Source organism: Pseudoxanthomonas mexicana, from assembly GCF_014397415.1.
Lineage (GTDB): Bacteria > Pseudomonadota > Gammaproteobacteria > Xanthomonadales > Xanthomonadaceae > Pseudoxanthomonas_A > Pseudoxanthomonas_A mexicana.
Map to the genome: position 1 here is coordinate 1,868,137 of NZ_CP060731.1, position 12,479 is coordinate 1,880,615.

General features: G+C 67.9%; 9 protein-coding genes. 5 read left to right on the forward strand and 4 right to left on the reverse strand.

The window, feature by feature from the left end; genetic code table 11:
- The first annotated feature begins 108 nt into the window (after positions 1-108).
- The 3 genes from rplQ to IAE60_RS08630 all read left to right on the forward strand — a co-directional run bounded on the left by rplQ (position 109) and on the right by IAE60_RS08630 (position 2,596).
- On the forward strand, positions 109-483 hold the full coding sequence (gene rplQ / locus IAE60_RS08620; protein ID WP_142124587.1) for a 50S ribosomal protein L17: 375 nt from the start codon (positions 109-111) through the stop codon (positions 481-483).
- A 151-nt stretch (positions 484-634) separates the two neighbouring features.
- Positions 635-1,150, forward strand: coding sequence for a disulfide bond formation protein B (locus IAE60_RS08625; protein ID WP_187574530.1), 516 nt, complete (start codon positions 635-637; stop codon positions 1,148-1,150).
- 51 nt (positions 1,151-1,201) lie between these two features.
- On the forward strand, positions 1,202-2,596 hold the full coding sequence (locus tag IAE60_RS08630; protein WP_162109777.1) for a class II 3-deoxy-7-phosphoheptulonate synthase: 1,395 nt from the start codon (positions 1,202-1,204) through the stop codon (positions 2,594-2,596).
- A 19-nt stretch (positions 2,597-2,615) separates the two neighbouring features.
- Here IAE60_RS08630 and IAE60_RS08635 read toward each other — a convergent pair whose 3' ends face one another.
- The 4 genes from IAE60_RS08635 to typA form a co-directional block, all read right to left on the reverse strand.
- Positions 2,616-6,149 carry a bifunctional diguanylate cyclase/phosphodiesterase gene (locus IAE60_RS08635; protein ID WP_187574531.1) on the reverse strand — a complete coding sequence of 1,178 codons (3,534 nt, stop codon included), beginning with the start codon at positions 6,147-6,149 and terminating at the stop codon, positions 2,616-2,618.
- 85 nt (positions 6,150-6,234) lie between these two features.
- Positions 6,235-7,836 (reverse strand): amidase, encoded by a 1,602-nt coding sequence (locus IAE60_RS08640; RefSeq protein WP_185895440.1) that lies wholly within the window; start codon positions 7,834-7,836, stop codon positions 6,235-6,237.
- Positions 7,837-7,889: 53 nt separating this feature from the next.
- Positions 7,890-8,360, reverse strand: a complete 471-nt coding sequence (locus tag IAE60_RS08645) for a DUF2127 domain-containing protein (protein ID WP_187574532.1) — start codon at positions 8,358-8,360, stop codon at positions 7,890-7,892.
- Between the two features lie 14 nt (positions 8,361-8,374).
- Positions 8,375-10,204: a translational GTPase TypA gene (gene typA / locus IAE60_RS08650; RefSeq protein ID WP_187574533.1), complete on the reverse strand. Its 1,830-nt coding sequence runs from the start codon at positions 10,202-10,204 to the stop codon at positions 8,375-8,377.
- A gap of 386 nt (positions 10,205-10,590) precedes the next feature.
- On the opposite strand from typA, the gene IAE60_RS08655 reads away from it, so the two are divergent.
- Both IAE60_RS08655 and IAE60_RS08660 read left to right on the forward strand, forming a co-directional pair.
- Positions 10,591-11,088: a peptidylprolyl isomerase gene (locus IAE60_RS08655; protein WP_187574534.1), complete on the forward strand. Its 498-nt coding sequence runs from the start codon at positions 10,591-10,593 to the stop codon at positions 11,086-11,088.
- Positions 11,089-11,228: 140 nt separating this feature from the next.
- A complete protein-coding gene (locus IAE60_RS08660; protein ID WP_187574535.1) occupies positions 11,229-12,431 on the forward strand; it encodes a pyridoxal phosphate-dependent aminotransferase in 1,203 nt (400 codons plus the stop codon).
- Positions 12,432-12,479: the final 48 nt, after the last annotated feature.

Consider the following 12,479-nt stretch of genomic DNA (forward strand, 5'->3'; position numbering starts at 1 on the left):
ACGCTCCGGTCAGGGATGGCCGGTACGGACCACCCGCAGTCCACTGTTTCAGCGCCTGGAAGGCGACAGCGAAGTACAACGACCCACCATTCAACAGGAATCACACCCATGCGCCACCAGAAAGCCGGTCGCAAGTTCAACCGCACCAGCGCCCATCGCGAAGCGATGTTCCGCAACATGGCCGCCTCGCTGATCAAGCACGGCCTGATCAAGACCACCCTGCCGAAGGCCAAGGAACTGCGCCGCGTCGCGGAACCGCTGATCACCCTCGGCAAGATCGATGGCGTCGCCAATCGTCGTCTCGCCTTCTCGCGCCTGCGCGACAAGGAAGCCGTCGGTACGCTGTTCACCACCCTCGGCCCGCGCTACCAGTCGCGTCCGGGTGGCTACCTGCGCATCCTGAAGTGCGGCTTCCGCGCCGGCGATAACGCCCCGATGGCGTACGTCGAGCTGGTCGACCGTCCGGAAGCGGCGGCCGAGTAAGCGCCGCGTTGCCGCGCGACCCCAGAAACCCCGGCCGATGCCGGGGTTTTTGTTTTTTCGGTGATCGAGGAGGCGCGGCAGACCGCCTCAGGGTGACGTCCGCCCTGTCGCGCATGGATAATGCGGGCAAGACCTCATGCCACCGGTGCCAATGAATCCTCTTCGCTGGAGTTTCCGTGCGCAGTGTTTCCTGGGCTTCGCGATCTGCGCGGGCCTGCTGGGCTATGCACTGTACGTGCAGTTCGTGCAGCAGCTGGAACCCTGTCCGTTCTGCATCTTCCAGCGGCTGGCCTTCGCCGCGACCGGGGTGTTCTTCCTGCTCGGCGCACTGCATGGACCGCGCCGGCCCGGTGGTCGCAAGGGGTACGGCGTACTGGCGTTCCTCGGCGCGGCGACCGGCATCGGCATCGCGGGCAGGCACGTGTGGGTCCAGCTGTACCCGCCGCTGATGCCCAGCTGCGGCCCCGGATGGGATTACATGATCGAGACCAACACCTGGCTGGGCGTGGTGCAGAAGGTGCTGACCGCCAAGGGCGACTGCAGCACCATCGACTGGAGCTTCCTGGGCCTGACCATGCCGATGTGGAGCCTGGTGTGGTTCGCGCTGCTGGCGGTCTGGGCGCTCTGGATCGGCTTCCGCGCCCGCAGGACCTCGACCTTCCGCTGATTTGACGCGGCGCACCAATCTGGCAGGATGGTGGGCCCCCAGGAGTCCACCATGAATCCGTCCGACCGCAACCTACGCGCCGTCACCCTGCCGCCGAACTGGGCGCCGGAAAGCTGGCGCTCGCGTCCGGCGGTGCAGATGCCCACGTACCCGGATGCGGCGGCGCTGGAGTCCGCACTCGGCGAACTGCGCCAGCTGCCGCCCCTGGTCACGTCGTGGGAGATCTTCTCGCTGAAGAAGCAACTGGCGGAGGCCCAGGAAGGCAAGCGCTTCCTGCTGCAGGGGGGCGACTGCGCCGAGAGCTTCAGCGACTGCGAGTCCGGGCTGATCTCGAACCGGCTGAAAGTGCTCCTGCAGATGAGCCTGGTGCTGGTGCATGGCCTGCGGCTGCCGGTGGTGCGCGTGGGGCGTTTCGCAGGGCAGTACGCCAAACCGCGCTCGGCGGACATGGAAACGCGCGACGGCGTCACGCTGCCCAGCTATCGCGGCGACCTGGTCAATGCGCCCGAGTTCACGCCCGAAGCCCGCGTGCCCGACCCGCGGCGCATGATCAAGGCGCACGCGCGCTCGGCGATGACGATGAATTTCGTGCGTGCGCTGATCGACGGCGGCTTCGCGGACCTGCACCACCCCGAATACTGGAACCTCAACTGGGTAGGCTATTCGCCGCTGGCGAACGAGTACCAGCACATGGTCACCTCGATCGGCGATGCGGTGAGGTTCATGGAGACCCTGTCGGGCTCCGAGGTGCACAACCTCAACCGGATCGACTTCTACACCTCGCACGAAGCGCTGCTGCTGCCGTACGAGGAGGCGCTGACGCGCGAGGTGCCGCGCCAGTGGGGCTGGTTCAACCTCAGCACCCACTACCCGTGGATCGGCATGCGCACCGCGGCGGTGGACGGCGCGCACGTGGAGTACCTGCGCGGCGTGCGCAATCCCATCGCCATCAAGGTGGGACCCTCGGTTACGCCCGACCAGCTGCTGCGGCTGATCGACGTACTGAATCCCGAAGATGAAGCAGGCCGCCTGACCTTCATCCATCGCATGGGGGCGACGCAGATCGCGGACAAGCTGCCGCCGCTGCTGGATGCGGTCCGTCGGGACGGTCGTCGCGTGCTGTGGGTGTGCGACCCGATGCACGGCAATACCGAAAGCACGAGCAACGGGTTCAAGACCCGCCGCTTCGACAACGTGCGCGGGGAGGTCGAGCAATCCTTCGACCTGCATGCGGCGGCCGGTACGCGCCTGGGTGGGGTGCATCTGGAGCTGACGGGCGAGGACGTCACCGAATGCACCGGGGGCGCGCGGGAACTTACGGACCTGGATCTGGAGCGCGCTTATCGTTCCACCGTCGATCCGCGGCTGAACTACGAGCAGTCGCTGGAGATCGCCATGTGCATCGTGCGCAAGCAGAACCAGCTGGCCACGCCGGCCACGCGTTGACGGCGGCACCAGGCCGGCGTCACGAGCCGTGCGCGTGCGCGGCTGACGCGTTCGGTGGGAGGTGCCAGGTCTTCCCGCGCGCATACAGGCGCGCGAACTCCGTGGCCGGCACCGGCAGGCTGAAGTAGTTGCCCTGCAGCTCGTCGCAACCGTTGGCGACGAGCCAGGCTGCCTGCGCGGCCGTTTCGACGCCCTCGGCGATCGTGCGGCACTGCAATTGTGCCGCCAGGCCGATGATGGCGCGCGTGATGGCGGCCTGGTTCGGCTCGCCGACGTCCCGCACGAACGTCTGGTCGATCTTGAGCACGTTGAAGCCGTAGTTGCCCAGATAGCTGAGGCTGGAGAAGCCGGTGCCGAAGTCGTCGATGGCGATGCGCACGCCCAGGGCCTTCAGGGCGCGCAACGTGCGGTCGGTCCGTTGCACGTCGCGCATCAGCGTGGTCTCGGTGACTTCCAGTTCCAGGAACTCGGCGGGCAGCCCGCTGTCCTGCAGCGCTTCGACCACCGTGTCGACCAGGTCGTCGGTGTCGAAGTTGGCGGCGGCGATGTTGACCGACACCCGGATCGGCGGCAGTCCCGCCTGCTGCCAGATGCGGTTCTGCCTGCACGCTGCGCGGATGGCCCACTGGTCGATGTCGACGATCAGGCGCGTTTCTTCGGCGATGGGCAGGAATTCGCCCGGCAGTACCAGCCGGTCGCCACGTTGCCAGCGGGCCAGGCCCTCTACGCCGACGATCCGCCCGCTCAGACTGTCGATCTGCGGCTGGTAGTGCAGGACGAGGTCGCCGTTGCGCAGGCTGCGGCGCAGGCTGTTCTCCAGTTCGATGCGCGCGTCCACGCTGGACGCCAGCTCGCGCGTGTAGAAGCGGCTGGCGTTGCGGCCGTTGCGCTTGGCCAGATACATGGCGGCGTCGGCACGCATCATCAGTGTGCCGGCATCGTAGCCGTCGTCGGGGAACAGGCTGATGCCGATGCTGAAGGCCTGGTGCAGTTCGTGCGAGGCCACGGTATACGGCGTGCCGCACAGGGCGAGTAGGCGGTCCGCGACCTGCAGCACGCTGTCGCGCCTCACCACATTGGGCAGCAGCACCACGAATTCGTCGCCGCCGGTGCGGTAGACCGTCCCCAGGTTGCCCACGTTGCGCTGCAGGCGGCGCGCCACCTGCTGCAGCAGTTCATCTCCCGTGTGATGCCCCAGCGCATCGTTGACGTGCTTGAACAGATCCAGGTCGAGGAACAGCACGGCGATGCCGTTGCCATGGTTGGTGGCGTGGGTGATGGCCTGGCCGAGGCGTTCGTTGAGCTGAAGGCGATTCGGCAGGCCGGTCAGCACATCGTGGTGGGCCAGGAACGTCATGCGCGAACTCAACGCGCGCGATTCGGTGATGTCGCGCAGCACCATCACCGCGCCCACCAGGCGATCGTCGCGGTCGTGGATGGACGACAGCGAGCGCTCCACCAGCATGTACGAGCCGTCCTTCCGCTCCAGCCGCAGGTCGCCCGGCTGGCCCGCCGAGTGCGACACGTCGTCCTCATCCTGCGCCTCGACCCTCGCCAGCGGCGCGACGCGGTCCAGCGCTTCGCCCAGGGCCTGTTCCAGGCTCCAGCCGCAAAGTGCCTCGGCCGCGGGATTCAGGTAGGTCACCCGTCCCTCGGTGTCGACGGTGATGACAGCTTCGCGGATGGAGGTCAGCGTGACTTCGGCCAGTTCGTTCGCCTCGTGCAGTGCATGTTCCAGGCGGGCCTTCTCGGTGATGTCGATCGCCATGACGAAGAATCCACCGATCCTGCCGGTCTCGTCGATGTCGGGCGTGTAGAAGCTGTGCAGGCTGCGTATGCCGTCCACCGTGGCGAGGCTGCTCTCGAACTCGCCCTCGCGCCCCTGCAGGGCCGCTTCGATCTGCGGCAATCGACGCAGGTAGGCGTCCTCGCCGAACAGCTCGCGCATGTGCCGACCCGCCTGCGGCGTCACGCGCCAGCGGACCTGTTCGGCGAACGCGCGATTGTGGAAAACCAGCCGGTGCTCGACGTCGAACTGGGCGATCAGCGCGGGCAGGCGATCGGTGACGCGCTTGAGGTGGTCGCGTGCCAGCGCCAGCTCGCGATGGGTGCGCCGCTGTTCGCTGATGTCGTTGCCCATCAGGTACCAGCCGGCGATCCGCCGGCCCGGCTCGACGTCGGGCACGAGGTACAGGTGGACGGCACGTGGGGGCTGCCCAAGTTCGGCGTCCCACGCGATCCAGCGGTCCGGCGTACAGTCGCGCATGGCCCGCTTGAGCGAGGCCAGGAACGCCGGCGCACCCGCATGCACCTCGTCCACGTGCCGCTCGCGCCATTCCTCTTCCGTTCCCGACCACTCCCGGCAGGCGCGGTTGGCGAACCCGTAGCGACCGCCCGCATCGACATAGGCGATCAGGGCGGGCAGGTGGTCGGCGACCGCGTCCAGCAGGGCACGGCTGCGGTGCTCGGTGCGTGCCAGGTTGCGCAGCAACAAGAACAGCAGCCCTCCCAGCCCGATGCCGGAGAGCGTCAGCGAGACGATGGTGGTCAGCCCGGACAGGGCATCGCGCAGGGGCGGAGACTGCAGGACGAGCTGCCATTCGCTGCCCAGCAGGCGGATGTTGCGCTGGGCCGTGAAGGCCGGTCGCCAGCCTTCTCCGTGGCGATCCTGCAGTGCGCGGATCTGAAAGATCGGTTCATCGCCGAAGTCGCGCGCGCGCAGTTGCAGGTCGAACTCGTCGCCGGCGCTCCTGCCGATGGCGTCCTCCATGACCCGCTGCCAGCCGAAGCCGGCCGTGGCGAATCCACGCAGCAGGCGCCGCCGGTCGTCCACGCCGGCGCGTGCCGCGACGGAATCGGCGTAGACCGGCGCGTACAGCAGGAAGCCCGGCAGACCGGTGCTGCCCCGGGTGGCGTCGCCCAGTGCGACCAGCGGCGCGGCCGCAAGTTCGCCGCTGTCGCGCGCGGATTCGAGCGCGCCGCGACGCACGGTTTCCGCCATGACGTCCTTCCCCAGCAGGGGGCGCATGCCCGGGGCATCCGGATACAGCAGGTCCACGACCACGTATTCGCTGCGGTCGCCAGCGGGATGGATGGTGAACGCATCCCCGTAGCGCGCGCGCTGGGAGGCGACATAGGCGTCGCGGTCCTCGTGGCGCGCATGGCGCGCGAACCCTAGCCCGTGCACGCCGGATCGGCGAGTGGGCACCTGCAGCTTCTCGACGAAGGCGTAGAAGCTGTCCTGCTCGATGTCCTGCCGCCCTTCCAGCACCGCGGCGGCCGCGCGCACGGTGTCCTCGTAGGCGTTCATGTGAGTGGAGACGGCAGTGGCGATGGCGTCGGCGCGGGCGTCGAACTGGGCGCGCGCATGATCGCGGGCCTGCCGCCAGGCGGTGGCACCGGTCCACAGCGACAGCAGGCAGGCGGCGACCAGCACGCCCCACGCCAGCGAGTTCAGGTTCCGCTGACGTCGTCGTGCCGTGGAGACCGATCCACTCAACGCACGCAGTTCCGATGCCCGGTCCGCGCCTGACTCCACGCGTGCGATCCCCACCTGCCGTTTGTAGGCTATGACGCCACGAACACGGCGCGGCTGCAAGCGGCGCGGCCCGCGGAACGGGCCGGTGTCGGCCTGGATCTCAGCGCCGAGCGGCGCGCGGCGGCAATGTGGGCCAGTACTCGGGCGGCTTGCGTGCCCGCGTCCGCTGCTCGTAGTCGTAGCCGAGCGCGATCAGCCGGGCTTCGCTCCATGCCGGCCCCATGAACACGATGCCCAGCGGCAGTCCGTCGCTGTGGCCTGCCGGCACGGTGAGGCTGGGGTAGCCGGCCACGGCGGCCGCGCCGTAACCGGCGCCAGGGAAGTGGTCGCCGGCCTTGTGGTCGGTCAGCCAGGCGGGCCCCGTGGTGGGGGCGATCAGGACATCCAGCTGCTGCGCCTTCAGTGCGGCGTCGATGCCCTCGGGCCCCGCCAGGCGGCGGGCGCGACTGCGGGCGGCGATGTAGGCCGATTCGCCCAGTCCGCCCTTGGCGTTGGCCCGTTCGAACAGATCCTGGCCGAAATGCGGCATCTCCGACAGGCGGTACTGTTCGTTGTAGCCGATCAGCTGCGTCAACGTGGTCAGCGGGGCGTTGCGCTCGGCGAGGTAGCGCTCCAGGCCATGCTTGAACTCGTACAGCATCAGCTCCAGTTCGTCGGCGCTCCACTGGCCGTCGGTGGGGATCTCCGCATCCACCACGATCGCGCCGGCTTCGCGCATCACCTGGATCGCACCCTCCAGCGCCGCGGCCGCGTCGGGGTGGATGGCCGCCTTGCTGCGCAGCACGCCGATGCGGGCGCCCTTGAGCGCTCCCGGCGTCAGGCGGGCGCCATAGTCCAGGGTGGTGTTCCAGGCCGCGTTGGTCGTGGCGGCGTCGGCCGGGTCCCGCCCCGCCAGCACACCCAGCAGCAGCGCGGCATCGGCGACCGTGCGCGCGATGGGGCCTGCCGTGTCCTGGCTGTGCGAGATCGGCAGGATGCCCTGCCGGCTGACCAGGCCCACGGTGGGCTTCAGTCCGACCACCCCATTGATCGCCGCCGGGCAAAGGATGCTGCCGTCGGTCTCGGTGCCCACGCTGACGGCCGCCAGGTTGGCGGATACCGCCACCGCGCTGCCCGAGCTGGAGCCGCAGGGATTGCGGTCCAGTGCGTAGGGGTTGCGGGTCTGCCCGCCGCGTCCGCTCCAGCCCGAGGTCGAATGCGACGAACGGAAGTTGGCCCACTCGCTCAGGTTGGCCTTGCCGAGGATCACCGCGCCGGCCTCGCGCAGGCGCCGTACCAGGAACGCGTCCCGGCCGGGCCGGAAATCCTTCAGCGCCAGCGAGCCCGCGGAAGTGGCCATGGGTACGGCGTCGATGTTGTCCTTCAGCAGTACCGGGATGCCGTGCAGCGGGCCGCGCACCGCATTGGCGCGGCGTTCCACGTCGCGCAGCGCTGCTTCCTTCAGCGCGTCCGGGTTGAGTTCGATGACGGCGTTGAGCTGGGGCCCGGCCTTGTCGACCGCAGCGATCCGGTCCAGGTAAGCCTGTGTCAGCCGCCGGCTGTCCAGTTCTCCCGCCTGCATGCGCGCCTGCAGGTCGGCGATGTCGAGTTCGGCATAGATGAAGTCGGTCGGGGCTGCGGGCGCGGTGGCATTCGGCGGCGATGCCGGCTGGCAGGCTGCCAGGGCGAGCATCAGGCCGAGCGGCAGCAGGGATCGACGCATGCGGACACCTTTGTCACATCAGTGTGCAGGCTACGCAGCCCCCGCACCGCGCGTCAAATCGACCGGCGACGACGGATATCGCGCCACAGCACCCACACGATCACCAGGTTGACGACGAGCAGGGCCCAGGTATGCCAGCCCGGGTGGTGGTACAGCGCGTACACGTCCAGGGGCAGGTAGGCGGCCGAGCCGATGCAGCCCAGCCACGAGGCCCAGGCGCGTGCGCGCCACAGGCCCCAGGCTTCCAGCAGGCGCATGCCTGCATACACGGCGATGATGAGTACGGCCACGTGGACCGATTCGGGATTGATGCGCGCCATCCACTGGCTCACCACGCCGGGACCGGCGTCGGGGATGAAGCGGATGAGGATCGCCTGCACGCTCTCGCGCAGGCGGTCCGGGCCGAACGCCAGCAGGCCGCCGGCGAAGGCCAGGGCCAGCACGCCCTTGGCGCCCTCGAACAGGGCGATGGCGTGCAGGCCGGGGTGCGCCTTGGGATCCGGGTTGTAGGCGGCGTCGTCCAAAGCGCGGGCGGCGGTTACGCCGCGCGCGAGGCGCGCTTGCGGTCGCTCTCGGTCAGCAGCTTCTTGCGCAGGCGGATTTCCTTCGGCGTGATCTCCACCAGCTCGTCGTCGTCGATGAAGTCCAGCGCCTGCTCCAGCGAGAACTTGATCGCCGGGGTCAGCTGGATGGCGTCGTCCTTGCCCGAGGCGCGCATGTTGGTCAGCGGCTTGGTCTTGATCGCGTTGACGGTCAGGTCGTTGTCCTTGGAGTGGATGCCGACCAGCTGGCCTTCGTACACGTTGTCGCCTTCGGCGGCGAACAGCTTGCCGCGCTCCTGCAGCGGGCCCAGCGCGTACGCCGGCGTGGCGCCCGGCGCATTGGCGATCATCACACCGTTCAGACGCTTGGCGATGGCGCCCTGTTCCTTCGGGCCATAGTGGTCGAACACGTGGAACAGCAGGCCCGAACCCTGGGTCAGCGTCTTGAACTCGTTCTGGAAGCCGATCAGGCCACGCGCCGGGATTTCATAGTCCAGGCGCACGCGGCCCTTGCCGTCGGGTTCCATGTTCTTCAGCTGGCCCTTGCGGGTGCCCAGCTTCTCCATCACGCCGCCCTGGTGAGCTTCCTCCACGTCGACGACGAGCTGCTCGATCGGCTCCATCAGCTGGCCGTCGATCTCCTTGATGATGACCTCGGGGCGCGACACGGCCAGCTCGTAGCCTTCGCGGCGCATGTTCTCGATCAGCACCGACAGGTGCAGCTCGCCACGGCCGGAGACCAGGAACTTGTCCGCGTCATCCAACTGCTCGACCTTCAGCGCCACGTTGTGCACGGTCTCGCGCTCCAGGCGTTCCTTCAGCTGGCGGCTGGTCAGGAACTTGCCACCGGACAGGTCCTTGTGCCCGGCGAACGGCGAGTTGTTCACCTGGAAGGTCATGCTGATGGTCGGCTCGTCCACCGTCAGCGCCGGCAGCGCCTCCGGAACGTCCAGCGCGCAGACCGTATCGGAGATCGTCAGGTCCTGGATGCCGGAAATGGCCACGATGTCGCCGGCCTCGGCCGATTCCTGCTCGATGCGCTCCAGGCCCAGGAAGCCGAGCACCTGCAGCACCTTGCCCTGGCGCTTCTTGCCTTCGCGGTCGATCACGGCGACCGGCATGTTCTTCTTCAGCGTGCCGCGCTGGATGCGGCCGATGCCGATGACGCCGACGAAGTTGTTGTAGTCCAGCTGGCTGATGCGCATCTGGAAGGCGCCTTCCGGGTCGACGTCGGGCTTCGGCGCGTGCTGCATGATCGCTTCGTACAGCGGGGTCATGTCGCCGGAGCGGACCTCCGGGTCCAGGCTGGCGTAGCCGTTCAGCGCCGAGGCGTAGACGATCGGGAAATCCATCTGCTCGGCGGTGGCGCCCAGGCGGTCGAACAGGTCCCACACCTGCTCGACGACCCACTCCGGGCGCGCGCCCGGGCGGTCGATCTTGTTCACCACCACGATCGGCTTGAAGCCCATCGCGAAGGCCTTCTGGGTGACGAAGCGGGTCTGCGGCATCGGGCCGTCCATCGCATCGACCAGGATCAGCACGGTGTCCACCATCGACAGCACGCGCTCGACCTCGCCGCCGAAGTCGGCGTGTCCGGGAGTGTCGACGATGTTGATGCGGTTCTCGCGCCAGGTGATGGCGGTGTTCTTGGCCAGGATGGTGATGCCGCGCTCTTTTTCCTGGTCGTTGCTGTCCATCACGCGTTCGGCCAGCACGGTGCGCTCGGAGAGGGTGCCGGACTGCTTCAGCAGCTGGTCGACGAGGGTGGTCTTGCCATGGTCGACGTGCGCGACGATCGCGATATTGCGGAGGTTTTGGATGGACATGGATTCTGGGATCGGAAAAACGCACCCGGATACCCCCTTCGAAGGGGCAGGGCGCGAGGACGGGGAGGAAAGAAGGCGGCGTATTATAGCGGGCTATCGAGCCCTAAGCACCTGATTTGCCGGAGAACACTGAACGAACACCGCCGACGACGGTCTTCCCTTGAAATCCCGGGCTGGCGCCGTGATCTCGCAAAGGGTAGGCCCGCATCCCCGGCCTTGACCTGTCGCCGCTCCCCCAACCGGCCACGTGTTGGGCGGGGAGGGGGCGTCTGGCGCGTCCATGGTCTCGTGGCCAACCCGATGTCGGGCTTGGCCGCACCCGGGTAGCCACTGCCGGCGCGGTACGCCACCATCCGTTTCCCTTTTTCACCCCGGAGAACCACCCCATGAGTCAGCTGACCGCCACCTTCGATACTTCGCGCGGCCCCATCAAGATCGAGCTGTACCCCGACAAGGCGCCGCTGACGGTGGCCAATTTCGTCAACCTGGCCAAGCGTGGCTTCTACGACGGCCTGAACTTCCACCGCGTGATCGCCGACTTCATGATCCAGGGCGGCTGCCCGGAAGGCTCCGGACGTGGCGGCCCGGGCTACCGCTTCGAGGACGAGACCACCAATGGCGTGCGCCACGAGCGTGGCGTGCTGTCCATGGCCAATGCCGGCCCGAACACCAACGGCAGCCAGTTCTTCATCACCCACGTGCCCACGCCGTGGCTGGACGGCAAGCACACCGTGTTCGGCAAGGTCACCGAAGGCCTGGACGTGGTCGATGCCGTCAAGCAGGGCGACCTGATCACCAAGGTCACCATCGAAGGCGATGCCGACGCCGTGCTGGCCGCCAAGGCCGAGCGCGTGGCGGAGTGGAACCGCTTCCTGAGCGCCTGATCCTGGGCTCCGTCCGGGCGGCGGCACCCGCCGCCTTGGACCTTTGGCGCATCCGGTCGCGGCGGGAGGCCGTGATACCATTTTGCGCCGCAAAAAAGACGGCGGCGACCCTCCCTGACCTTTCCACGTGAGGTTGTGCAATGCCCCTGCTTGCCCGGCGCATCGGTCGCGCCAAGCCAAGTGCGATCATGGCGGTGGCCGAAAAGGCCAAGAAGCTGAAGGCCGAAGGCCGCGACATCATCAGCTTTTCGATCGGCGTCCCCAATTTCCTGCCTGGCGACCACGTCTACCAGGCCGCGCGCGACGCGTTGGCGAAGGACTCCGGCCAGTACGGCAGCAACCGCGGCACCGACGCGCTGCTGGACGCGTTCCTGCAGCACATCGAGGCGCTGGGCCTGACCGGGTACACGCGTGCCAACGTGTCCACCGGCATCGGCGCCAAGCACATCCTGTACAACCTGGCCGAGTCGTTGCTGGACGAGGGCGACACCATCGTCTATCCGTCGCCGTACTGGACCACCTACGCCGACATCGCCGACATCGTCAACGCGAAGGCGGTGCCGCTGCCGTGTCCGGCCAGCCAGGACTACAAGCTGACGCCGGCGCAGCTGGACCAAGCGCTGGCGACGCACAAGCCGAAGGTCTTCCTGTTCAACAACCCGTCCAACCCGACGGGCATGGTCTACACGCGCGAGGAAGTCGCCGCGCTGGCCGACGTGCTGGTGAAGCATCCGGAGACCTGGATCGTCACCGACGACATCTACAACCGCATGCTGTTCGACGGACTGGCCTACACCAACTTCGTGCAGGCGCGGCCGGAACTGCGTGATCGCACGGTCTTCGTCGATTCGCTGTCCAAGACCTACGGCATGCCGGGCTGGCGCGTGGGCTTCATGGCCGGCCCCGAGGTGGTCGCCAAGGCGCTGACTACGATGAACTCCAACCACATCACCAACGTGCCGGAAGTCGTCACCGCTGCGGCGATCGCCGCGCTGACCGGTCCGCAGGACGTGCCGGCCGCGAAGAACGCCGAGTTCCAGGCCAAGCGCGACCAGGTGCTGGCCGCGATGAATGCGATTCCCGGCGTGGTCTGCCCGCGTCCGCAGGGCGCGTTCTACGTGTTCCCGGACATCAGCTGCGCCTTCGGCAAGTCGCACAACGGCGTGAAGATCGAAAACGATGTCGACTTCTGCAATGCGCTGCTCGACGCCAAGGGCGTGGCCTGCGTGCCGGGTTCGGCATTCGGCGAGCCGCGCGCGCTGCGCATCAGCTACACCTGCCCGACGCCGCAACTGGCGCCGGGGCTGCAACGCTTCCAGGAATTCTTTGCCGAGTTGAAGTAACCGTTGCGTGGGCCTTGGCCCACCCTTTCCCCACGCGGCGGGCCTGGG